Consider the following 24,426-nt stretch of genomic DNA (forward strand, 5'->3'; position numbering starts at 1 on the left):
GCTCGTTTCACAGCCTGAAATGAGCGCGTGACTTTGATTGGCTTGCTGGCGCCTGCTTAATCAAAAGCCGTTACACCTGAATAGCCCGACGTGGCTATTCAGGTTGTATCTCAGGTTTTGCTTGATACCTTCCCTGTCAACCACTCCCGCAAACGTGTTAACACTCCCGGTATGAGATATCCCCTCTTTGGCTAGTTTGTAACTTAGGCACTCTCAGTGGATTTTGAAAGGTTTGGTACGATTGCGGTCACCGGAGGCGGCTTCCCATATGAACCATCGATATAGTATATTGAAACCTGTCTACAGGGAGCCCTCATAGGTAGACACTCATTTGGTTAATTTAAAATGGAGTTTGATGGATGAAGAGATTATTAATTGCGGCGGCCGTGGTCGCGGCTGGTGCGGGTGGATATTGGCTGAGTCAAGAGATGCCTGGTTCTGCTTCCGGTCAACCAGACAGTGTACTTGCCTCAATTCCCGCCGATACTCCGCTTTTTTCTGGCCAGCTTAAGCCCTTCCCTATCAAGTCTTATGTGAATTCACTCTCTCAAAGTTATAAGCACTCTCCCGAAGAGCTTTTTGCAGAGTTAGAGCAGTCTGACGATACGAGAGCTGCATTTCTCTTGAGTCTGGGTCGTGCCTATATGGACAGCCTGAAAAGCGGTGAGCAATTTATCACCACCTTTGGCTTATCTGAAGAGGTCCGTAGTTATTTCTACACTCTGGGTATCTTACCAGTGATGAAACTTGAGGTGGAGAAGCCGGAGGCGATCTGGGCACTGCTGGATAAGGCGGAGCAGGAGAGTGGGTACACCCATGAGAGCAGAATGCTGAAGGGACTGGAGTATCGGGTCTATACCCTCAGCGATATCGGCGATCCGGACAAGTTAGAGCTACTGATTGCCCAAAAAGATGGCTTACTAACCGCGACGCTCAATAGCGCGTTTATCGATCAGCCTACCCTTGAGACGGCTTTGGCTCTTCGTCCGGTTCCATCCTCGTTGGCCGATTCAGGCATTTTGGAGCAGATCATCTCCACTCATGGTTTCAGCGATGAGGCTGTGGGCTACATCAATCATCAGGAGATAGTCAAAGCTCTCACCACGAAAGAGGGAAATCAGCTGGCTCGACAGATTACCGCTTTCTCTGAGCATGAGGGGGAAGCTCCCCTTGCCGGACTGAGAACTCCGGAGTGTCATCAAGAGTTTTCAGCGATTACCGCTAACTGGCCGCGCACCGTATTTGGGTTAAACAGCGTCAGTATAAGAGATGAGCAGAGCAGCTTCGATATCTCCACCATAATCGAGAGTAAGAATCAGCCTCTGCTCAATGCGTTGAAGAAGATGCGTGGCTTCATACCCGGCTATGTAAAAAATTCGGGCGACTCGGTGTTTTCGATGGGAGTGGGCATTGAGCTCAATCAGCTGGTGCCCTCCTTGACCGCGGTTTGGGATGAGCTACTGCAGCCGCAATACCAGTGTCAGGTGCTGCAGGAGTTTCAGCAGGAGCTGTCGGGTCAGAGCCCGGCCATGTTAGGGATGTTTACCGGTATGGCAAATGGTGTGAGAGGGGTGAGTGCTGCGCTTATCGATTATACCTTTGCAGACCTTCAGGGTGAGCCACAACTTGAGAGTGTCGATGCCATCGTAAGTTTGTCAGCCGATAATCCGGCAATGCTGTTCAACATGGTAAAGCCTTTTGCCCCCGAGCTGGCTGATATTCAACTGCGTCAAGACGGTAGCGTTATCGATCTCTCTCACCTGCTTCCTCTGCCGGCTGAATATGGTATCAAGCCGAAGATCGCAGTAAAAGGCAATCACCTGGTGCTGTTCAATGGTGATAAGGCTGAGTCCATCGCCGAGCAGCTTGCCAATGAGCCGTTAAGTGATAATGGTTTGTATAACATTTCCTTAGATTATAAAAAGTTATTTACTCCAATCGTGACCTTTGCCGAGATGACCGGGGAGCCGCTTCCCGAAGAGCTCTCTATGATGAAGGATTATGATATGCAGGTGAAAATGGGCGTGGATATCAATGCGCAAGGCATCATCTTCGACTCCTATATCAATAACAAAGTTACACCGGCGGAAGAGTAAGTTAACATAAGACCTTCTCCGGATAGAGCCAGCATTGCTGGCTCTTTTTATTGGTTTATACCCTAGAAAAAAGGTGCGTTATGTTGATTTCCGGCATGTTTTTGAAAGCAAATGAGGTTCGTATAGTCACCTTGAGCGGGACTCGCGCTGATCATCAGTTGGTCGCTCCCAAGAGGAATAAGCTTACCCTGATTAAGAATCCGACTCAGGAGGAGGTAAGGCTCTTCGGTGAGCAGGTAAAGGCGTTTTGCCTCGAACACGGTATCGATAAAGTGGTGTTGAACCGACGAGCGAGCAAGGGGCAGGGCGCCGGAGGCGCCGGGACGTTCCTGATGGAGGGAGTGATTCTGGCCCTGTCGCCGGCGACTGTCGAACTTGTGCATCCGGCGACGGTCAGAGCGACAGATAAGCGCACATCGGATATGAAAGTGTTGAAACCGAAGACGGTAGATCTGGGTAAGGCTTACGATCTGGCATTCGAGTTGCTGGATTAATTGTATAAAAACAACTGCTAATTACTTCCCCCTTACTCAGTGTCTTGTGAGCGCCAGCGTGTTGGTTGTGATTGATAATTTACTTAGATATTCCATCGACGCCTCAAGTAGGGTATAAGAGCGCTATGAAAATTCCGAAACGTATTCAGCCTCTCGTAGATGAAGGCTTAGTTGATGAAGTTATTCGTCCATTAATGAGCGGCAAAGAGGCCGATGTCTTTGTTGTTCGCTGTGGCGGCGAAGTTCGATGTGCCAAAATTTACAAGGAAGCCGAGAAGCGCAGCTTTAAGCAGGCGGTTCAATACCGTGAGGGCAGGAAGAGCCGCAATAGCCGGCGAGCCCGGGCAATGGAGAAAGGCTCGAAATTTGGCCGCAATGAACAGGAGCAGGCCTGGCAGAATGCCGAGGTCGACGCCCTGTTTCGCCTCGCGTATGCCGGTGTAAGAGTGCCACAACCCTATGGCTGTTTCGATGGTGTATTACTGATGGAGCTGATCACCGACGAGCAGGGTTTTGTCGCTCCCAGATTAAACGATGTCACATTGACGCCGGATCAGGCTCTGGCGCACCATAAATTGGTTATGAAAGATGTGCAACGCATGCTCTGTGCAGGCTTGGTTCATGGCGATCTGTCTGAATTTAATGTCCTGCTGGACAGTACTGGTCCGGTGATCATCGACCTCCCTCAAGCCGTCGATGCGGCAGCGAATAATAATGCCAAGAGAATGCTTGAGCGTGATGTGAATAATATGACTCACTATTATGGTCAGTTTGCCCCGGAGTTGCTCAAGACTAAGTATGCTAAGGAGATGTGGGCGCTGTTCGAGTCGGCTAAGTTAAACCCCGAGTCAGAATTGACCGGGAAATTTAAAGAGAGCACTAAGGCCGCCGATGTCGAATCTGTGCTGGCCGAGATTGAAGCTGCCTTCGAAGAGGAACAGGCGCGCAAAGTGCGGATCCGTGAGGCGGTAGAGGGGTAGAGCAGAGATGACGCTGCGCTGGTGGAGCAGAGATGATGCTGCGCTGGTAGAGCTGAGATGACGCTTCGCTAACAGGGCGAAGCCCGTCGAATAGGCAGAGCCGTCCGCGAAGCGATAGGCCGTAGACCGTCATCTTAGCTTTTTATTGCTGTTTTTCAATTCCCAACTGCTTCAGTGTTGCCGCAATATCTTCCGCTGCTGTTTCGGCGTTAATGTCCTCGTCTATCTTCAGGATTCTCCCGTCCTTGCCAATATAAAATGTTACCCGGCTGGCGACGCGGACAAAGTTGAGTACATCATAAGCTTTCGCCGTCTCTTTGGTCGGGTCGCTTAACATGGGAAAGTCCGCTTTCTGTTTCTTGGCGAAGTCCCGGTTATCCTCTAAGTCGTCGACGCTTGCCATCATATAGGCTGCATTGTATTCACGGATCAGGTGACCTTTTTGAACCAAAGAGCGGCACTCTAGGGTGCAGCCTCGGGTATTGGCCATGGGGTACCAGGCCAGAACTAATGTCTGTTTTCCCAGATAATCCTTAAGTTGGTAGAATTCGCCGTTGGTGGACTGCAATCTGAAGTCCGGAGCTCTGTCTCCGACCTTTAGGTCGCTTGCCTGCAGATAGGCAGAGCAGGTAAGTATCAAAGAAAGGAACAGTATTTTAGTCAGCTTAATCATCACTATCTCCAGGAACCGTTAATCCGTTAATTCAATTGTACTAACAGGCTAAAAAAATCAAAGCTAACAGATGTTACAGCTTATTTTTAGCTTTACTCTTTCGTTTCCCTCAACCAGAGTCGAGAGGCTCTCGCCGGAATCAACATTGATAACTTGTTGTTTCGGTTTGGCTATATCTTTGTCGTGATGTTCGATTATGATTGAGAAAATAATCCTTATCACGCCATTGGAACCGATAGTGGGAAGCACAGAGATATTGGCCTCAGGATTGGAGAAGTGGCACTCCATGTCGGCCTGACATGTTTGAGTATCCTTGATTATAGTCATCTCATCGAGCCACAACTCCAGAGTGAGTGATAACCTGGGCTTGACCGATAGCTCAAATTTTTCAGCTTTCTTCCTGTATTGCGCATTGAGATAGAAGCCGCCGATTGGACTGCTCATTCTTATATTCCATTATCTGTATAATTTGAGGCGATAAATTCCCTGTGGAGAGGAGTCATTCATATTTGGCATTACTAATATTAGTAATAACTCTACTATGCATCCCGGTCGTTTTCTAGAGCAATGAAGTTTTTTATCGGGCCGAAGAATTAGCTGTTTTGGTTATTTTCTTTTTCAATCAGAAAGTTAGCATAGTTGACCCAATCTATGATGAGCGCCTTGATAAGCATCTCGGTTCCTGCATCGGCATTAGGGTGATCGGCTTTACGTTTGAGTGTTTCTACGACCCTTCTGACCTCTATCGGCTCGAGGGATAACCTGAAATTATCCTTAGGGCTGGGGCTGGCATCGGACTGCGGGTTGATGGGGCCACGCATCTGATTTTGGACATGAAGTGCCAGTTTCGGGTCAACACCACGAAGCAGGGCGACGGTCATGCGCAGGGCTCCGCGGTTAAAGGTATCTGCCGTTAACAGATGCTTTGCCTGAGTGGGCATCTCTTCTCTCCTTCATTGTTTGTCATTGAACAATGAGTATAAATTTATCTGCTCGATAGTCCTGACTGGCACTCTACATATAGATACCAGGCTCAAAGGCTACATAATTAATGTCTAAGGAGTGGTGAGGTTCAACGCTTTGATATAGCCGGTTGTCGATTTGCCTGTATCGCCTTGCCTGAACCTTCGATTAGAGGTCGTCGCCAGTGGTTCCCCACTGCTCTCTTTTGCCTCGGTGAGCAAGGTGAGTAACCCCTCCCAATGAATACTTTCATCAATAGGTAGCTCGATATCCGGTCGGGTACCCTGTCCCGACAGTAACTCTCCCCGGGCATTGTAGATAATACTTGCTGTGAGCTTTACGTCAATTTTGCTATGGGGTAACTTGAAGCTGTAATGCCTGCCGAAATCACCGAATGTTCGCTCACCAACCAGGGTGACGCCGGGTAGAGATTTCGCCACATACGCAATCCATTCGCACTCTTTGCGACAACCTGGCCCTATCAATAACGCTACATGGCCCTCCCCGGAAGCTGCCATGTTTGATTTTGCAGAGGAGGGGAGAGGGGTGTACCTGCCATGCCACAGCCCGAAGCCTTCGCTGTTTTCAATCTCTATCTGTTGGCTTATATCTGTCAATGCTATCTGTTCGAAGAAGTCGAACTCGTCGAAGGGGCGAAAGTGAAGTGGTCTTAAGAAGTCGCTCCTGAAGCCTATGGCGCGCCGATATTGAGACAGTGCCAGGATATGAGCACCCGTTTCATCGAGGGGCGGGAGTGTACCGGGTTCGGCAAACTCCTCTGTCAGCAGTTGTAGTAGTCTATCACTGGAGCCTGTTGTATCGGTAAGATCTAATACGGTTAAAGAGGCTTCGAAGGCAAATTGCAATTGAGTCAGAGATGGGCTACCCGTCTTGAAATCTGTTAGCTCGGTGACTTTAACCAGGGAAACTCTCTTTTCTATGGCGGCAGGGGGCTGGTGAATCACAGTTCTTGTCGGCAGAGGGGTTGCGGCCACATCAAGGTTCAGCTGTATTTCAGAGTCGATATGATCTGTCAGCGTTAACCTGACCCTATCGCTGATTGCCAACCCCATCTCCCCTCGCAACATATTCAGTTGCGAAAGCCGCTCTACCTGCTGCGATGGGCTCAGTTGCAGGGCTTTTGGGACAAATTGTTGGCTGATACTTACCCAGCGTGAGAGTGGAATCCCGTCGATATGAGTGATAAACGGATGTTGCGGATCCAATGGTTGTGCCCCCTCATTCAGAGCCAGCCAGCTCCCTTGCAGCGGCTTCAACCGAATCGGCAGGAAGCCCGTTGCCGGTGAGGGGGAGCGGGTACGCGAACCCGGGTCGTTAAGCATGGCAACTAACTTCATCACCTCGGTGTTGAATCTTTGGCTGGTAATATTGATGGGGTAGCGATACAGGATAGAGTCGACAGCACTCTCAATCTGCTTCAGGCGTGAGCTATCCAGACTCGAAAAGGCAGAGTGTACTCTGATCTCATTCACCAGAGTATCGAGATCGGCACGCATCTCACCGTGCCTCAGGTTAACCCTGTTTTCACCAGAGGTGAGTGTCAGGCGCGCCAGCTGCAGTGTGCTGATCAGCAAACATATGCCAAACAGATTGACTATCTCTTTAAAACCAAACTTCATATCACTCCTTGATATGTTCGTTTCCGTCCCGCTCGATTAAGAGGTCTGAGAACTCCAGCTTGAACCCCAGGATGATCGATATGATCCCCTCTCCGGCCGGGTAGTCGTGTATCTCAATTGTAGTCTAACTGCCACCTTTCATAATTTTTGTACTTTTGGTCAGGCTAAAATGTTGCTATGTGAGAGCCCTGTACACTCGCTATCTCTACTGCTGGTTATTCTCTCCTGACAGCTCTTCATATCGTCTGCAGCTACAGGGGGCGCCATTATCTCCTTGCCCGCCCAGACCACAGAATCGATGAGCACAGGTCACTTGAACTCAGTTAACTCATGCAGTTTTCAATAGAATCATTTGTACTATGTTAGTGCTAAAGCGAGGCTGACTGGTTGATCGAATGACGGGGTGTCTGTCGAGTCAATCGAGAGGTGTTTTTTAACCAATTGAATATAAAGGTATAAAATTGAGCTTTTTTCATTAGAAGCTATCGTTTTTATCTTTACCGATGCAAAAGGGGAGAGTAACCACACACAAATAACTATAAGTTATAAACGCTAACTTTTATCTATTTATTAAGTTATAAGGTGGCGGTTATATTTCACTGTATTCGATAGCATGTGGGGCAGTGAGATGGAAATTGTAACTTTACCGGGTCAAAGAGCGGGTGGAAAAGTGTGGCTGGTGGGTGCAGGACCGGGAGATGTCGAGTTGCTGACACTCAAGGCATACCGCATCCTCAAGAGTGCCGATGTCGTTCTCTACGATGCCCTGGTCAGTGAAGAGATAATGGCACTCGTTCCCCATGGTGCTGAAAAAATTGCCGTCGGTAAACGAGCCGGTAAGCATAGCGCCAATCAGGATGAGATAAATCAACTTCTGGTGACCAAAGGCTTTACCCGGAAGAATGTGGTTCGCTTGAAAGGTGGGGATCCCTTTATCTTCGGCCGTGGCGGAGAGGAGTTACAGAGCTTGGTTGAGGCTGGCCTGGAGTTTGAAGTGGTGCCGGGCATTACAGCCGCCAGTGGTACTTCATCCTATGCCGGTATCCCCCTGACCCACAGAGATTATGCTCAAGGGGTCACCTTCATCACAGGGCACTGCCAGTTGGGGAGCCGCCCGATGCCCTGGTCCGATTATGCCAACCCCAATAATACCTTAGTCATCTACATGGGGATCCTGAACGCCGGTATCATTAGCCAGGGACTCATGGATGCGGGACGAAGTGCGCAGACTCCGGTTGCGATAGTTTCAAAGGCGACGACCTCCGAGCAGCGCCGTTTTATCGGTAACCTGGGAGAGCTTGAGTCACTCGCCTCAAATCCGGAGTTGAAGATGCCAGCCCTGATGATCATAGGCGAGGTGGTAGAGCTTGCCGACAGCCTTAACTGGTTTACCCCAGATAGTGATTCAGAGGCCCGTGCCATCAGCTATGAGCTGTAAGCTATAATCTACGAGCTGCTCCATGTAGGAGCGGCTTCAGCCGCGAAGCTTTTGGGGCTACAAGGTTATTGGTTCGAGCCACGAGGTTCGACACTCCCCATGTAGGAGCGGCTTTAGCCGCGAAGCTATTAAGCCCGTCATCCTGAACTCACTCTTTGTAAAGAGCAGGCTTTGGGTTTGAAGCTTATAGCTTTCTTTGCTTATCTTTAGCTCGTGACTCGTGACTCGTGACTCGTGACTCGTGACTCGTGACTCGTGACTTAAAACTTAAAACTGTCTTTTCTACTTTACCTTAAAGTCTTTCGAAAATAGTGTCTTAAGCGCCTTAGCATACTCGGCATCGGCTTTGGGGTGTATCAACTGAGTTAACTCGTCGCCGATGGGTGTGAGGCGATAGTAATTAAACAGGAGGTGTCCGCTCTTTGGAGTCAGTGTCATCTTCTCGTCGAGCAGGGTAAAACTAATGGGGGTCTTGCTGTTCAGCAAGCCCGTCTCGAATTCACCTCTGTGTAGGATCCCTGCATCGACCAGGGTCAGGATATGAGAGTAGGGCAGGCCATAGTTTGATAGGCCGATATTGATAGGTGAAGACTTTCTGAATATCTGCCCTAAGCCGCCTGCGTAACGATAGCCTATGATCAGCTTCAGCCGCGATTCACCATTGACTGTTACGGCCATCCCCAGGGCTTTTTCAAATATCTGCGCCTCCTTGTGAGTCAACTGTTTCAGAGTCGAGAGGGTTCTCAGGCTAAAGTTTCCCGGGTTGGTGATCTCATTGGCGAGTATGCGTCCCCACAGCTCCTGCATCTTACGGTTATGTATCTGCTCGGCGATCTGAAAGAATTGATGGGCCCAGTCGGGATCCAGATCGACCCCGGTTACATCCGAGGGAGTATGACTGAGCGCAATCGTGTATATGGTTTCCAGATTGGCTTGATATTGGCTGGATATCTTCTGTTGGCGATAGGCTGCGCGTTCGGCAACAGAGGCGTTACTGGGACGATAGCCCTCTTCACTGCTTAACCCGAGCTGTCGTCCCAGCAGCAGAGCCTTCTTTCGGGCCGATACCTCTGACTGCGCAGTTTTTGCTTCATTGACTCTTGCTAATTCAACCATGCTCCACCCAGATGTTTGTTATCGACCGAATATGACTCTGGTTATCTTAACCAAAATGGCTCACTGCTTCACTCTATGTGGGGCTTTTTTTAGATTCCATGACCAATTCACCTCATTCCCCTGAGCCGGTGTTAAAGGGATATTTCGCGCGAGTACCAGAGAGCATACGGCGAAACCGGCGCCTATGTAGAAAACAGCTTGAGGCGAGTGAAGCCAAAGCAGCCCCAGCAGTGCCGGAATAACCACAGCTGCGATATGGTTGATGGTAAAGCTGACTGACATGGTGGCGGCGATATCTTTGCTGTCGGCAATTTTCTGGAAATAGGTCTTAATTGCTATGGCCATAGCAAATAACAGGTGGTCGATGACATAGAGGGCGGCCGCTATCTCCGGGTGTTCGACCAGGGCATAGCTGACAAAGACGATGATGAGCCCAAGGTACTCAATCGTCAAAGCCCGCTGTTCGCCGATGCGGCCGATAAAGCGACCTATGGCTGGGGCAAAGAGCAGGTTGACCACATAGTTTATGAGGAAGAGTGCGGTGATCTCAGTCACGCTATAACCAAACTTCTCGACCATCATGAAGCCGGCAAATACCATGAATATCTGCCGTCTTGCGCCGGAGAAAAAGGTCAGCAGATAGTAGAGCCAATACTTTTTTCTCAGAATCACTTTCTTGTGTTGTGGCTCACCCACCTCAAACTTTGGGAAATAGAGAGTAATGGTGAGCACCATCATAAGGCCTAAGCCTCCAATCAGGGCGTACATCCATACATAATCCAGCTTAAACCAGCTCATGATTATCCAGATACTGGCATAACCCGAGAGTGCTGCGGCTGAGCGCCATGCTAATGCCTTTCCGAGAAAGCCGGCGGTCTCTCTCTTATCGACCCACTGTAGCGTCAGCGATTGGTTGATGGTCTCAAAGTAGTGAAAACCGACTGACATCAGTACGGTGGTAAGGTATAGCCCTAGTACCTGAGGGAAAAAGCCGGTGATAGCGACGCCTACAGATAATACCGCGAGGGAGAGTAGTGCAAACGACTGCTCTTTGATGAGCAGAAGAATGAAGATGGCGGTAAAGGCGAGAAAGCCCGGAACCTCTCTCAGGCTCTGCAGCATGCCAATTTCGGCACCGGTGAATTGAGCCTGTTCGATAACGAAATTATTTAGTAGTACCTGCCAAACCGAAAACACCAGAGACATGATGAAGGTCATCAGGAGAAGGAGTGTTTGCGGGCTTTTACTCATAGTGTTTTGCATACTCAGGAAGCACAATGATGAATGAATTGAGCCAGTTTACATCAGTTATTTCTTAATTTGTCAGATTAATTTATCATCTATTACTGTGAAAGGAGCTTAAGGAGATCTGGCTCGTTTAATTGCTGTTGCTGATAAAGGGTCACATATTTCCCCGGTCATTTTCAGAAATTACATAAGGAAGATGTTATGTCTGGTTTTAAACAATTCTCTTTACCCGTATCAGCGGTGTTGCGCTTAAGCCTGTGCGGGCTCCTGGTTAGCTCCTCGGCTTTTGCCGATCCTTCCAAGCCGAAATCGGTAATTTTTGTGCCTGAATCTTCATTTCAGATGGGATGTTCGCTCAATGACGCCGATTGTGAATCCGATGAGGGGAAACCCGGTGGCGTAGCTGTGTTTGTGCCAGCATTCTATATCGATACCCATGAGGTGATGGTCAGTGAATATCAGGCCTGTATGGATGCCGGAAAGTGCAGCAGGCCCAAAGATTTTGCCCGTAATAAGTATTGCAACTTAGGGGCAAGGGGCCGAAGTGAACACCCCATCAACTGTGTCGACTGGGCCGAGGCTAAGGCATTTTGTAAGTGGCGGGGCCAACGCCTGCCCTATGAGGCGGAGTGGGAGAAGGCCGCTCGCGCATCGAGCTTAAGTCGCTATCCCTGGGGAGAGTCTGTCAGCTGCAAACAGGCGATCTTAGATGACGGTGAAACCATGGGCTCGGTGGCCGGTGAAGGTGATGGTTGCGGTGAAGATCGAACCTGGCCCGTTGGAACCAGAGCGGCCAATGCTTTAGGCCTGTTCGATATGCATGGTAATGTCGGAGAGTGGACCATGAACTGGTATGCCAAAGATGGCTTGGCGCAATACGTTACTGGTAACCTGACAGATCAGAAGCCCAGCCCTCGTAAAGTCGTGAGGGGGGGATCCTGGGATGAGATGGCACTCAACCTTAGAAGCTCATTTCGCAATATCAAGGCCCCGGTCAGTGGTGAGAGTGTCTATGGTTCCATTGGCTTCAGGTGCGTCAAAGATTAAGGTGTAGCTTGAGAGGCCACGAGATTCTATATGGAATGAGCTCCACAACCTTTGAATCAAGAATTTAAGCCTCGTGTCCACTTTACCGGGTTCATATCATTCTAGTCTCTAGTCTCTAGTCTCTAGTCTCTAGTCTCTAGTTTCTAGTTTCTAGCTCCTACTTACCACTTAAAACTTACAGCTTCTTTTCGCTTCGCGGCTAAATCCGCTCCTACAGGGTAAATTTTCAACCTCTTGTCATCGGACTGCTTGAAAACGCCCTTACTGACGGTTATTTGCCCCATCTCCCCTATCAGCTTTTTATCCATTTGGCTGCAAAAAAAGTAATCAAACTGTAATTTTTATTGTAAATTTTAATGCAAATGATTCGCATTTGCTTTAATTTGTCCGCAAATTTAGGGGGAGCTGTTAACTCAGTGCGGATAACAATATGAAATGTAAGTTAAGTTTGCTGGCGCTATCGATCTCTGCGCTAAGCGTTACAAGCCTAAGCAGTACCAATGTTTTAGCTGCCGAGCCTGCTCAGCTTGAGCAGGCGATCGCGAAGCAGGAAGCCGAGCTTCAAAGGCTCAGGCAAGATCTGGCCGAGCTGGCAGCTCAGCAGAAAGTGCAGCAGCAAGAGCAGGATAAGCAGGCCCAAGTGGTTGCTACGGCTCAAGAAGAGCTGGCTGAAAGTAAGTTCAGCAGATTTAAGTTCAAGTCATATGGCAGCATGAACTACACCAGTGACGAATATTTTGAAAATGTACAGGACACCACAGCTGAACGTCGTGGTCGTTTCGATCTGGAAAGAATCGTGACCGAGTTTGGTTATCAGTTTAATGATGAGTGGGACATGGAGGTCGAGATCGAGTATGAGCATGGCGGAACAGGTACCGCACTGGAGTACGATGGTTTCGATGAGTTTGGCGAGTTTGAGTCAGAGGTCGAAGCCGGTGGCGAGGTGATGATCGAGAAGGCGCAAATAAGATATCGTCCCAGTGAAAACTTCGGGGTTAAATTCGGTAATATCCACCTGCCGATCGGTCTGTCGAGTATTCTGCATAAACCCGACCAGTACCTGACTGTGTTGCGTCACCGCGGTGAGGCGGCCATGTTACCAGCGGTATGGAATGAGACCGGTGTCGGCGTATTTGGCAAAGTGGCTAACTTTCATTATCAGGCACAGGTTGTCAGCGGACTGAACTCCGAATACTTCAGAACCTACGACTGGGTTGCATCCGGGCATCAAAAGCGCTTCGAACATGTCAATGCCGATGATCTGGCCTATGCCCTGCGTCTCGATTATGGAAATTTCAAGAAAGGCTCGGCTATCGGTGTCGCCTACTATTACGGCAACACCACGGGCAACCGCCATAAGAGTAACAAGGTAGAGGGGGATGGCACTGTGAGTATCTTTGCCGTCTCCGGTGCATTTGTTCAGGGCCCCTGGATATTACGCGGCCAATATCTCAGCGGCACGCTCAGCGACGCCGATGCTATCACTCAATCTAACAAAACCACACCGGGACTGAAGCCTGGCAACTTTGCCCAGTTAGGCTCTAAGTCGGAGGCCTTCTTCGTTGAGGCGGGGGTGGATCTGGGTCAGTTCACGCCGGTCCCTGTCACCATATTTGCCAATATCGACTACTCAAACCCGCTGGCAGAGGTTGAAACCGGCACCGCTACCAAGCGCTATGAAAATACCTGGACCAGTGTCGGGGTTAACTACTTTCCAATTCCGGAGATTGTGCTGAAGGCCGAGGTGGGTCGCCAGCAGGTCGCCGTGTCATCGATTCCCGATACCAATTTTTTTGCACTGGGTGTCGGTTACCAGTTCTCGCTGTGATCAATGGGATCGGGCAGCGTCACTAACATGAAGTACAACATGAAGTAAAAATGGAGCTTTACATGAAATCTTTAAAATATTCGGCCATCGCAATTGCACTTATCTCCACCCTGGCGGCTTGCGGTGGCTCGGGCAGCGATGAGACGACTCCTCCGGTTGATGAGTCTAAGTTTGAGTTTGCGGCAACAGAGATGATCACTAATCTTACCGATGACGTGATCGTCAGTGGTTATGCCAATCTGGCTATGAAAGGTGAAGCCCTGCTTCAAGCCACTCAGACACTGGTCAATACGCCTACGCAAGCGAACTTGCTTGCCGCTCAGGAGGCATGGAAGGCTGCGCGTCAGCCCTGGGAGCAGGGGGAGTCACATATCTTCGGTCCGGTTGACTCTTTAGGGATCGATCCACACTTAGATAGCTGGCCACTGAATACCACAGATCTAACTACGGTTCTGGCAAATAATGCCGGTTTTGATGCGGAAACTATCAAGGGATGGAACGACGATGTTCAGGGATTTCATACCATGGAGTATCTATTGTTTGGTGACGGCGTTGCCGATAACGAGAAAGCGATCGCCGACCTGACGACCGCCGAGAGTGAATACCTGATGGGACTGGCAGAAGTCTTCCGTGACTACACTAAGATGCTCGATGATGCGTGGCAGGTTAGCCACGATGGTCAGGGTGGCAAGGCATACAGCGAGTTGGTTAAGAATCCGGGCAGTGAAGGCAACACCTTTTACAGCTCCCAGGTTGGTGTCATTCAGGAGCTAGTGAATGGCATGATAGGCATCGTCGATGAGGTGGGTAACGGTAAAATTGCAGACCCATTCGGTGTATCTATAGAGACTGCAGACACTTCGAAGGTGGAGTCACAGTACTCCTGGAACTCGTTGACCGACTTCAGCGATAACATCATAGGTGTCCGTAATGTCTATCAGGGAGAGTTCACGGGCGAGTCGGATAAGCAAGGGATTGTCGACTTTGTCAAGGCGGCCGATGCGACACTGGCTGCCCGTGTTGGCAGTGAGATAGACGATGCCATCATCAAGATCCAGGCTATCTCAGGCACAAATAACATGCCCTTCCGTCAGGCTATCTCCGATGTCGAGGGCCGGGTCAGAGTACAAACTGCGGTCGATGCACTCACTAAGCTGCAAACCAGCCTGGAGTCAGACGTACTTCCTCTGCTTAACGACTGGAAAGTTTAACTCCTGACTTATTCGATTGTTAAGTAGGTGAAAGGAGGCGGTAAAGCGGCCTCCTTTTCTGTTTTTACAACTCAATTTTTCGGCAGATAAACTCAGCATAGAGACAGCCCTGCCGGATGATTAAAACCAGTGTGAGATAAAATGATGATGACACACAGATACCCGGCTTTTGCACTCCTGTGTTGTATGGGATTGAGTGCATGTGGTGGCTCTGGCGATGATACCCCCGAACCTAAGCCGGAGGAAAAAAACTACCCCGCGTTTACCGATATCAGAGCCAGTGGTGGTGAGACTACAACCTTCGATGCATCTGAGTCGGGGCATGGTTTCTCGACACCCGCTCCCAATATGTCTGATGCGAGTCTGAAGCATCATTTAGAGGGGGATCTCAGTTTCGAAACCGCATTCACCACCGCGCCGAACAGTGACCACCCGGAGCTCGATGGTCTGGGACCGGTATTTAATAACGCCGACTGTAATTCATGCCATCAGCGTGACGGACGAAATTCAACCCCGATCGTTCCTGCCGGAAAAGAGCGCGTAAAGCTGGGCTCTGAGGCGGGACTCTTTCTGCGTATCAGTAAGGCACCTTCACAGCCATGTACCCGGGGCACAGAGGCAAATGACTATTGCGCTCCCATCCCGGTGCCGAATTTCGGTGGGCAACTGTTCCATCGCGGTGTGCTGAAGGCGAGGCCGGACTGGGAGAACAATCTGTTTGGCGGCCAGGCTGATGTATACCTCTCCTATGAGACCAAGCTGGTTACCTACCCTGACGGAAGTAGCATTACCTTGAAAAAGCCACTGTTTGATGTTGAAAACCCATACGATGCTCCGGGTGAGACCTTAAACAGTGCCAATGTAACCTCTGAGCTACTGCAGGATGATGTCCTGATGGGGTGGCGAAACGGCTTGCCGGTATTTGGCCTTGGCTTGCTCGAAGCGATCCCCGAGGCCGATATTTTAGCTCTGGTAGACACAGATGATGCCGATGGAGACAAGATCTCCGGTCGTGCTAACTTTGTGTTCGATGCGGTTAAGGCGCGTGCCGGCGATACTAACCCTGTCTCATTGGGCCGCTTTGGCTGGAAGGCCAATACGCCAAGCGTACGGGTTCAATCTTTAGGTGCGCTACGTGGCGATATCGGCATCACTAACCCTCTGTTTCCCGACGAGAGCATCGTCGGTACGGCGCTGCACGACAGTTACCTGACCAGAACCGGTTTCACCGATACCGGAGAAGATGAAAATGGGGCACCGGAAGCCAGTGCAGAGTTCAGTGATTCTGTGGTTTTCTATGCCGAAACCCTTGCCGTGCCCGCTCGGCGAAACATCGACGCCCCTGATGTGCGTGAGGGGGCTCGCCTGTTCGATCAACTCAACTGTACCGGCTGCCATAAACCCAGCTTCGTCACTAAGTCTTCGGGTGATATCGGAGGTTTACCTATGGATGAGGCACTCAAAGGGCAGACCATCTACCCCTTCACCGATATGCTGCTCCACGACATGGGTGATGAGCTTGCCGACGGACGACCTGACTTTCTGGCCGATGGCAATGAGTGGCGTACACGCTCTCTGTGGGGGATAGGCTTGACGCAAACCGTTAACCCTCAGGCGGGTTTCCTCCATGATGGCCGGGCGGCCACTCTCGAAGAGGCTATATTATGGCATGGCGGTGAGAGTGAGCTGAGTCGTGATGACTTTATGGCGTTGAACAGAGCAGAGCGGGAGCAGGTGATAGCCTTCCTGATGTCACTCTAGCTGCCTTTGGCGCGTAACTCCTGCCAGATGAAACGGCCGCCGACTAAGGTGGCCTTTTGTTTTCTATATCTTCGTTTCCGGAAAATGGAAATAAGGATTTGTGATGCAGATAAAGTTAAGCTGAGTTTTGCAAATGACCGCCGTGATCTGTTTCATGTAAATAAAATGGCATTTATCTTATTATTGTAAGTGTCAATAATTATTAATTTTTCAAGAGGTGCTGGTGAGTAACATCTTAATTATCTACTCAAGTGTGCATGGACAGACTCGCAAGATCTGTGAATATTTGAAGCAACAACTTGAGACTGCTGGAAATAGTGTGACGACATCGAGCATCGATGACACACCGGATTTAGCGGTATTCGATAAGATAATTTTAGGTGCGAGCATCCGTAACGGTAAGCATAACCCATCGGTTTATCAGTTTATCTCTCACAATCGTGCTATCTTAGACCAGAAGATCACCAGCTTCTTCTCGGTCAATCTTGTGGCTCGTAAGCCTGCCAAGAATACGGTCGAGACCAACCCCTATACCAAGGCATTTCTCGATAAGACGGATTGGCGCCCTACCTTGATGCAGGTGGTCGCCGGTAATTTAGATTATCAAGGTTACGGAGCGATGGATCGTAATATTATTCGTTTCATCATGTGGATCACCAAAGGGCCCACCGACGCCAACACTAAGATAGAGTATACCGACTGGTCAAAGCTTGAGAGTTATGCTCAGGAGTTTCATGCACTTTGATTAAGCCCCCGACATCAGGGCTTGAGTAGCCCTCCGGCGAGGGGGCGATTCAGAAAGAGGGCTGCTGGGTATCAGGTTCATCACTTTGCAATTTATTTCGCTCATTTAAGAGGCATCATATGTCTAAGCCAGCATCCGTAATCACAAAGTTATTCTCTAAGTTAAATGAGCTTCAGCATCTGTTTATCATCATACTATCGGCTTATCTGATTGTTACCAGCGGCTGGATCTTAATAGGTCGAAGCCTGAGAGCGAGTGCCTCATTCTGGGACTTAGCCCATGTCTATCTGGGGCTATTAACGGCTCTGCTCTCTTTCACTTTTCTGCTCTCCAATAGCCTGAAGGGGAAGTGGCGACAGTATTTTCCCTGGTTGCGGGGGGATTTTTCACAGTTAAAGAGAGATATCGGCGGACTTTTCAAAGGAAAGCTCCCCATTGCCGGCGGCAGTGGCCTGTTCAGCTGGATTGAGGGACTCGGCATGCTGCTGTTCGTTGGTGTTGGTTTCACCGGCGTACTCTGGTTCTTCATGCAGGGCAGCTCTGATGCTCTGATGTGGCGTGGATACCATATCTTCCTGGCTAAGAGTTTTATCGGCTTTATTCTGCTGCATATTGTCTTAGCGGCTTTACACCTATTAGACTTTATTCGAGACTGATCTACACTCTGTAAGTAAGCCATTAATTAGGCTATATTTCCTTTAAAACCTGGAACCTAGAACCTCGTATCTGTGAGGTGCCTTTGCGACCGCAAGTAATTCATCTCGTCGACGATTGTAAGTTAGGCGGGGTAAAGGTAGCGCTCGAGAATCTGTCGGGCTCGAGCCTGAATAGGATGTTTGATTTTAAAATATCGACCCTCAATCTACACTCCTGGTTCCCCAGGCGTTACAGGGCCGATATTATCTGTCTGCACGCCGCCGTATCCTGGCGAAAGCTCCCCGGGCTCTGCCTGCTTCGTCTTATGAATATAGGAACACCTCTGCTCTTTCAGGAGCATCACTACAGTGAGTGTTTTGTCAGGCATAGGGTGACCAGCCCCCTGCGCTTTCTGGTGATGCTGAGGCTCAGTTATTGTGTCGTGACCCATGTACTTGCGGTGTCAAACGCGCAAGCTGACTGGATGAAAAAAGAGCGGCTGACGAGCCGGGAGAGGCTTACCGTGGTTGGCCAGGCAGTGGATGTGAGTGCTTTTCTTAAGTTGCCGCCTAAAGCAGTTGTTGCTCCGATAGTGCTCGGAGCCTATGGACGCCTGGATTCCCAAAAAGGCTTCGATCTGCTGTTGCAGGCCATGGCTAAGCTGCCTCCGGAACAGGTAGAGCTCAGGCTTGCCGGTGATGGAGAGGAGCTGAGTAAGTTTGAGCAAAGTTGGGGACAACTACCTCATGTACATTTTGTCGGTGAGGTTCAAGATGTGCCACGATTCCTCTCCCGGTGCGATGCGGTTGTCATCCCCTCACGTTGGGAACCCTTCGGCCTGAGTTGCCAGGAGACATTGGCGGCAGGAAAACCTGTCATTACCAGTGGCGTCGATGGACTCGATGAGCAGTTATCGGAGGTTGAATCTATGACGTCTGAGACGGTGCGCCTGATTAAGCTTGAAGAGCTGAGCCCGGAGCGGCTGGTTGAGGTCATAGAAAGGCTGATAGCCGATGCCCGGACGCTATCAGCAGGCGAGCATTTGGTATCACTGGGCCTGAGTCGCCAGGTGAGAGAGGGAGCCGCGCAGCGTTGGCCTAGGCTGATCCAGAGGTGGCGTGAAATCTTGAATATCTATTTGTGAGGCGCAACCGCGAAGAGCATCCATAAAAAAAAGGCTCCGGGAGGAGCCTTTTTTGAAGCTGTACAGCCGAAGCTGAGCTGTTACTTATGCTCGATGGCTAAGTAGTTGATCAGGTCGATAAGTTCACCCAGAGTGCGGATCTGTCCCATATTGACGGCGTATTTGTCGTTAACGATAAATGCCGGAACACTTTGAATGCGAAACTCTCTTTGCTGAGCACGCCACAGGTTAATCTTGTCGCTCACGGCTTTGCTGTCGGCGATAGCATCGTACTTGCTGATATCAAAGCCGTTGTCGGCGAAGACTTTCTTGATGTCATCACGATTGTTTAGTTCAGGCTTCTCATGGGCGCTGTGGTCGTGATCATGGCTATGGCCGTGAGCTCCCTCTTCACCCTGAATGGCGGCGAACATGGCATGAGTCATCTTCTCACCTGCATCCAGCTCCTGGATGACGGCCAGTGAACGCATCACTTCGGTACCGATATCACTGTTCATAAAGTCAACGTGCTTGCTATCGAACTTCACGTTTTTATTTAAGTTCGCTTTGATATCGGGGAGATACTGAGTCTCCATGTTGAAGCAGTTATGGCAATAAAAAGAGTAAAACTCAGTAAGCTTTGGCTGGGCACTCGGCGCTTTATCAGAAACTTGAGTAAAATGCTTACCTTCTACAAACTGTGCAGCAAAGCTGCTCAATGGCGCAACGGCCAGTGTTAATGCTAGTGCAATATGTTTAATCAATCTTTTGTCCTCAAAAGTGACCTGCGGCTCGGTCGGGTAGGGCAAGAGCCGGCAAAGGTGCCTGAAAAATTCAGCTGAATTTAGCATAAAAGCTAAAGCTTAATTATGACTGAAATTGGTCGGTGAAACAGGTCTACTAGTGTGACTTAGGTTGGGGTTTGAGTGAGATTTTAATATTTCTCTCTTAAAGCTTGCCAGGCTTCACAAACTTTCCGGAACTGAGCCGCATCACCATCGGGACGATCCGGGTGCCACTGCAGTGCCAGCTTACGCCACTGCCGCCGTACCTCTCTGTCTGTAGCACTCGTATCCAGCTCGAATACGGCGAGAGCCTGACTCTTATGCATTAAATTCGGATTAGTGCCTATGTAGTCTTCGTATCGATTCCAGAAGGACTCAAGCATCTCCTGGATGATATCGGGGCAGGTATCATAATTAACCCAGTTGAGGTAATACTCTCTCAGTGCATCATCCTCCCTGAGACTGGAATCTAAGTTGCCGGGCAGGATCCGAAATATCTGTATCTCCATGGCCTTGACCTGCAACCAGTGCTCGGGCAGTAACATTGCCTGTAGTTCAAACAGGGCATTCATCAACAGAAAATTGCTTTTAAAGAGTGCCTTCTGCTTGTCTTCATCGAGATCTTGCATCAATCCCTTTTTCTGAAGTTCGGCCGCAAGGTGGTGAACCTTCCAACTCTTACTTGAGGTCTGGAGAACACTGAGTAGAGGCCATATCAGGGGGTTATCCCCTTTGATGACAGAGACTTCGGCTGCTGACTTACCATCAGACAGTGCTGGGAGTGTCGTTGATTTTTTGGCTAATAGCATACTCAGAATCCGTCCTCGACTGGCTACAACTCTACATGCAAAAAAGAGTAACACTAAACAGACTATGACACAGGGGATTAGGATTACAAGTAGGGAAGGACACTCTGGCCTGGGGCAAACGATTATCATTTGATTTTCCCCCTTTTGTAACTAAGCTCAATGAAGAGGGATTTCGCATATTTATACGAGTCGGTAGATCTGAAGGTGCTGTAGAGGGCTGGTAATAACAATGGTTAACTTTTTTCGGCTTTATATCACTTGGCGGATGAGTTTAAGTACCGGGAAGTTAGTTGATCTCATCGTCATCAAGCGTCTGTGTGCTACACAGGTTACTTCGCCATAATCATGCCCATTTCTAACCCCCAATCACGATACATCATCTTTCTGTCCGTGTTGTTAGGCATACTGTTTTCAGGCTTGACCGGCCATAGCTTCTATCAGAAGGAGACTCAGGCGATAGCTGCCGAATTCAGAAGGGATGTCGATGATAAGGCGTCGGCATTCGAGCGTGAGTTACTACTGAAATCGGAGGTGTTGTATGCGCTCAAAGGTTTGTTCGATAGTTCTGAAAATGTCACGGCAGATGAGTTTAAAAAACTGGCTTCAGACTTCTTAGTTCGGCATCCGGATATTCAGGCCCTGGAGTGGGTTCCCAGAGTCAAGCAGGAGGAGCGGGAGGCTTATGAGCATGCCCGAAGAGTGGACTATCCGGATTTTGAGTTTACTGAGCGCGAATCACAGGGGCGTATGGTGCGGGCATCAGAGCGTGCCGAGTATTTTCCTGTTTACTATGCTGAGCCCATCAAGGGAAATATGCTGGCTATGGGCTTTGATCTCGCTTCAAATGATAAACGGGCAAAAATAATCAACAAATCTAGAGATTTAGACCTATTACTTGCGACTGAAAGCATAAAGTTGGTTCAGGAAACCTCTGAACAGAGAGGTTTTTTAATGTTTGCGCCCATCTATGAAGGGGCCCCGGCAACGCAGGGGAAGCGACGTGAAAAGCTCTTAGGATTTGTACTTGGCGTATTTCGAATAGGGGACATGTTTGAAACCGCTACCATGCACTCCAGGGTACATGGGATCAAGCTGAGGTTAATCGATAATACAGGTATCGAGGCGGCTCAACTGTATAACAACTACTCAGACTCTCAGTATCAAGATACAACTCAGGCAGCGTTCAGTTATAGCAAGCCCCTGCGCAGGTTCGGCGGTAGACAGTGGACCTTAGTGGCAGCCCCGACGTTAGGTTATATCGCCGAGAGAAGAAGTATGCTGCCATTGATAACAGGAAGTTTCAGTATCTTATTTGTACTGCTTGTCGGCAGCTATATCTATGTGGTTCTCAAGCAGTCAGATCTTATCGAAGCAGAGGTGGTTGAGCGTACTCTGGCACTACAAAAAGTAACCCGGACTCTGGAGGAGAGTTCACGCATCGACGCTGTGACAAACCTGGCTAATCGCCGACAGTTCGATGCGCAATTTGAGACCGAGTGGCTGAGGGCTATTCGTGATGGCAGTGCCCTGTCGCTGATCATGATCGAGCCAGATGACTTCAATTTATACAGGGAGCACTACGGTCATCTGGCTGGAGAACAGTCCCTTAAAGATGTAGCCGCAGAGCTCTCCCGTGCCACGAGTCGAAATTCTGACCTGGTGGCCAGATACAGCGCCGACATGTTTGCCATCTTGTTACCAAATACAGAGGAACCGAGCATTTTGGCTGAAAAGTGCAGGGCTAATATCGAGAAGCTGTATATTTCCGATGAGGTTTCACCTCTCTCACAATACCTCACCATCAGCCTGGGGGTGATGACTATGATTCCGACTCAAGATTATGACCCGGATGATCTTATCAATGAGACAATTAATGCCCTGTCCCGGGCCAAAACAACCGGCAGGAACAGAGTTTATGTTTCCGACAGAGCCCGGGTCGCCAAACAGGGGGATATTATCGATTTCACCCCTCCCCGGGAGAAAACTCCTGAGTAATCCAGCAATCTGCTTTAAATCCCGAATCGCTTACTACGACTTTCTTATGACAACAGCCATGCTTTTTATTGAAACTAAATTCGGTTGCAATGTGATGAAAATGTTAACTTTGTGCCGGGTTTTCGTGTAAACTGCGCATTAAATGCCTGTTTCTATGGATACATTGCTTCGGTATGAATTTTTTTTCTAAGTACATTCTTTTTAGCGCTATTCTGCTTGGATTAAGCCTTTCGACCTATATGGGATTCAGCTTCTATGAAAAAGAGACCAAGGCGATAGAGCAGGATTTTCGTAAGGATGTCGATGATAAAGCGGCCGCCTTAGAGAGGGAGTTACTGCTCAATATTGAGGTGCTTTTTGCCATCAAAGGCTTGTTTGACAGCTCCAGCGAAGTGAGCCCTGCCGAGTTTAATCGTATTGCCCACAGCTTTCTGGTCAGGCATCAGGATATCCAGGCCCTGGAATGGGCACCTAAAGTCACCGGGGGGGAGAGAGCCGCCTACGAAGAGATGAAGCGAGGTGAGTTTCCGGACTTTGAAATTACCGAACTTGGCCCGGAGGGGATGATCCGTGCCCTGGACAGGGAGAGCTACTTTCCCGTCTCCTATGTCGCTCCATTTTCAGGCAATGAGGTGGTGATGGGGTTCGACCTCTCCTCAAATCACAAACGTGTAGAGGCTCTGGAGAAGGCGCGGGATCTGGATATGTCGGTGGCGACTCCGGGAATCAGCCTGCTTCAGTATCACTCTAAGCAGAAGGGGATCCGCATCTTCCTGCCTATCTACTCGGGAGATCCCACAACAGTCTTTAAACGTCGTGAGCAGCTCAGGGGGTATGTTTTGGGGGTCTACCGTATTGGCGATATGTTCGACAGTGCGATCAAGAGAACTTCGGCTCACGGCATCTACTTCTCTCTGGAAGACCGGACCTCAAACGGCAATGCCTCGCTCTACTCAAACTTCCCTGAAAAGCTGGAGTTGAGCCTGTCGCAGATCGACTTTACCTATGAGAAGTCACTGGCTCGTATCAGTAGCAGGCAGTGGGCAATTGTTGCGACGCCCTCTGTGGGCTATGTGGCTGAGCGCAGAGGAAAGCTGCCCTATATGATAGCGATTTTCGGTGGGCTTTTTGTCTTGCTCGGTGCCTCCTATATCTACGCGATTCTAAGGCGTTCCGTGCTGATTGAAAATGAGGTTGAGCAGAGAACCCATGACCTTAATGAGGCTAAAAGAAAGCTGGAGGAGCTGTCGCAGACAGATGGCCTGACCAAGATCCCTAACAGGCGCTGCTTTGACGAGACCCTGCAGGCTCAGTGGCAGAAAGCGATAAGAGAGGGGTCACATATCGGTTTGATGATGATCGATATAGACCACTTTAAACTCTATAACGATACCTATGGCCATCTCGCAGGTGATCAGTGTTTAAGGGAGGTGGCTCAGGCATTAAGCCAGACACTCAACCTGAACTCGGATCTTGTCGCCCGTTACGGAGGAGAGGAGTTTGTGGTTCTGTTGCCCAGGACCCGAGACTGCGCCTCTCCGGCCAAACGTTGCCAATATAATATCGAGCGATTAGCGCTCCCACATGAAACGTCACTTACCAGTGAGTTTATTACTGTCAGCATCGGTGTTGCGAGCATATCACCGACGAAAGACTCTGATCTGCTGGATCTCACGACTCAGGCAGATCTGGCTCTATATGAAGCTAAAAATACCGGGAGAAACCGGGTCTGCTTCTTCGAGCCAAAGCCAACCCAGGTATCAATTCTCAACCATAAGAACCAGAGTCACCATAAGGACTGCCCGGATGCAGGCAGTAATAGCTCTCTGGGATGATCC

At 49.5% G+C, this 24,426-nt stretch carries 21 protein-coding genes; 13 read left to right on the top strand and 8 right to left on the bottom strand.

Annotated features, from left to right (window positions below; all coding sequences use genetic code 11):
- Positions 1–359 precede the first annotated feature (359 nt).
- The 3 genes from Q1B47_RS10395 to Q1B47_RS10405 all read left to right on the top strand — a co-directional run bounded on the left by Q1B47_RS10395 (position 360) and on the right by Q1B47_RS10405 (position 3,570).
- Positions 360–2,096 carry a hypothetical protein gene (locus tag Q1B47_RS10395; protein WP_299792820.1) on the top strand — a complete coding sequence of 579 codons (1,737 nt, stop codon included), beginning with the start codon at positions 360–362 and terminating at the stop codon, positions 2,094–2,096.
- Positions 2,097–2,176: 80 nt separating this feature from the next.
- The gene (locus tag Q1B47_RS10400; RefSeq protein ID WP_299792823.1) at positions 2,177–2,590 is read left to right on the top strand and encodes a DUF3010 family protein; all 414 of its coding nucleotides are present in this window, start codon (positions 2,177–2,179) and stop codon (positions 2,588–2,590) included.
- Between the two features lie 125 nt (positions 2,591–2,715).
- Entirely contained in the window at positions 2,716–3,570 is an 855-nt protein-coding gene (locus Q1B47_RS10405; protein WP_299792826.1) for a PA4780 family RIO1-like protein kinase, read from the top strand.
- Positions 3,571–3,712: 142 nt separating this feature from the next.
- Here Q1B47_RS10405 and Q1B47_RS10410 read toward each other — a convergent pair whose 3' ends face one another.
- The 4 genes from Q1B47_RS10410 to Q1B47_RS10425 form a co-directional block, all read right to left on the bottom strand.
- Complete coding sequence (locus Q1B47_RS10410) at positions 3,713–4,243, bottom strand: redoxin domain-containing protein (RefSeq protein ID WP_299792829.1); 531 nt, start codon at positions 4,241–4,243, stop codon at positions 3,713–3,715.
- Positions 4,244–4,306: 63 nt separating this feature from the next.
- On the bottom strand, positions 4,307–4,687 hold the full coding sequence (locus Q1B47_RS10415) for a hypothetical protein (protein ID WP_299792832.1): 381 nt from the start codon (positions 4,685–4,687) through the stop codon (positions 4,307–4,309).
- A 149-nt stretch (positions 4,688–4,836) separates the two neighbouring features.
- Positions 4,837–5,184, bottom strand: a complete 348-nt coding sequence (locus Q1B47_RS10420) for a hypothetical protein (protein WP_299792835.1) — start codon at positions 5,182–5,184, stop codon at positions 4,837–4,839.
- A 114-nt stretch (positions 5,185–5,298) separates the two neighbouring features.
- Positions 5,299–6,846: a S41 family peptidase gene (locus Q1B47_RS10425; protein WP_299792838.1), complete on the bottom strand. Its 1,548-nt coding sequence runs from the start codon at positions 6,844–6,846 to the stop codon at positions 5,299–5,301.
- Between the two features lie 628 nt (positions 6,847–7,474).
- On the opposite strand from Q1B47_RS10425, the gene cobA reads away from it, so the two are divergent.
- Positions 7,475–8,284 carry a uroporphyrinogen-III C-methyltransferase gene (cobA, locus tag Q1B47_RS10430; protein ID WP_299792841.1) on the top strand — a complete coding sequence of 270 codons (810 nt, stop codon included), beginning with the start codon at positions 7,475–7,477 and terminating at the stop codon, positions 8,282–8,284.
- 282 nt (positions 8,285–8,566) lie between these two features.
- Here cobA and Q1B47_RS10435 read toward each other — a convergent pair whose 3' ends face one another.
- Entirely contained in the window at positions 8,567–9,400 is an 834-nt protein-coding gene (locus Q1B47_RS10435; protein ID WP_299792844.1) for a TIGR03899 family protein, read from the bottom strand.
- Positions 9,401–9,460: 60 nt separating this feature from the next.
- Positions 9,461–10,663, bottom strand: a complete 1,203-nt coding sequence (locus Q1B47_RS10440; protein ID WP_299792847.1) for an MFS transporter — start codon at positions 10,661–10,663, stop codon at positions 9,461–9,463.
- A 186-nt stretch (positions 10,664–10,849) separates the two neighbouring features.
- On the opposite strand from Q1B47_RS10440, the gene Q1B47_RS10445 reads away from it, so the two are divergent.
- The 7 genes from Q1B47_RS10445 to Q1B47_RS10475 all read left to right on the top strand — a co-directional run bounded on the left by Q1B47_RS10445 (position 10,850) and on the right by Q1B47_RS10475 (position 19,020).
- Positions 10,850–11,695, top strand: a complete 846-nt coding sequence (locus Q1B47_RS10445; protein WP_299792850.1) for a formylglycine-generating enzyme family protein — start codon at positions 10,850–10,852, stop codon at positions 11,693–11,695.
- A 430-nt stretch (positions 11,696–12,125) separates the two neighbouring features.
- Positions 12,126–13,523, top strand: a complete 1,398-nt coding sequence (locus tag Q1B47_RS10450; protein WP_299792853.1) for a hypothetical protein — start codon at positions 12,126–12,128, stop codon at positions 13,521–13,523.
- A gap of 62 nt (positions 13,524–13,585) precedes the next feature.
- Positions 13,586–14,734, top strand: coding sequence for an imelysin family protein (locus tag Q1B47_RS10455; RefSeq protein WP_299792856.1), 1,149 nt, complete (start codon positions 13,586–13,588; stop codon positions 14,732–14,734).
- Positions 14,735–14,881: 147 nt separating this feature from the next.
- On the top strand, positions 14,882–16,495 hold the full coding sequence (locus Q1B47_RS10460; RefSeq protein WP_299793592.1) for a di-heme oxidoredictase family protein: 1,614 nt from the start codon (positions 14,882–14,884) through the stop codon (positions 16,493–16,495).
- A 223-nt stretch (positions 16,496–16,718) separates the two neighbouring features.
- Positions 16,719–17,240, top strand: a complete 522-nt coding sequence (gene hemG, locus Q1B47_RS10465) for a menaquinone-dependent protoporphyrinogen IX dehydrogenase (protein ID WP_299792859.1) — start codon at positions 16,719–16,721, stop codon at positions 17,238–17,240.
- A gap of 119 nt (positions 17,241–17,359) precedes the next feature.
- Entirely contained in the window at positions 17,360–17,896 is a 537-nt protein-coding gene (locus Q1B47_RS10470; RefSeq protein WP_299792862.1) for a cytochrome b/b6 domain-containing protein, read from the top strand.
- Between the two features lie 83 nt (positions 17,897–17,979).
- Positions 17,980–19,020, top strand: a complete 1,041-nt coding sequence (locus Q1B47_RS10475; RefSeq protein ID WP_299792865.1) for a glycosyltransferase family 4 protein — start codon at positions 17,980–17,982, stop codon at positions 19,018–19,020.
- An 80-nt stretch (positions 19,021–19,100) separates the two neighbouring features.
- Here Q1B47_RS10475 and Q1B47_RS10480 read toward each other — a convergent pair whose 3' ends face one another.
- A complete protein-coding gene (locus Q1B47_RS10480; protein ID WP_299792868.1) occupies positions 19,101–19,763 on the bottom strand; it encodes a thiol:disulfide interchange protein DsbA/DsbL in 663 nt (220 codons plus the stop codon).
- Positions 19,764–19,933: 170 nt separating this feature from the next.
- Positions 19,934–20,593, bottom strand: coding sequence for a DNA-J related domain-containing protein (locus Q1B47_RS10485; RefSeq protein WP_299792871.1), 660 nt, complete (start codon positions 20,591–20,593; stop codon positions 19,934–19,936).
- Positions 20,594–20,938: 345 nt separating this feature from the next.
- On the opposite strand from Q1B47_RS10485, the gene Q1B47_RS10490 reads away from it, so the two are divergent.
- Positions 20,939–22,588 carry a CHASE domain-containing protein gene (locus Q1B47_RS10490; RefSeq protein ID WP_299792874.1) on the top strand — a complete coding sequence of 550 codons (1,650 nt, stop codon included), beginning with the start codon at positions 20,939–20,941 and terminating at the stop codon, positions 22,586–22,588.
- 173 nt (positions 22,589–22,761) lie between these two features.
- Positions 22,762–24,423, top strand: a complete 1,662-nt coding sequence (locus tag Q1B47_RS10495) for a diguanylate cyclase (RefSeq protein WP_299792877.1) — start codon at positions 22,762–22,764, stop codon at positions 24,421–24,423.
- Positions 24,424–24,426: the final 3 nt, after the last annotated feature.

This window comes from uncultured Shewanella sp. (assembly GCF_947501225.1).
Classification (GTDB): Bacteria; Pseudomonadota; Gammaproteobacteria; order Enterobacterales; family Shewanellaceae; genus Shewanella.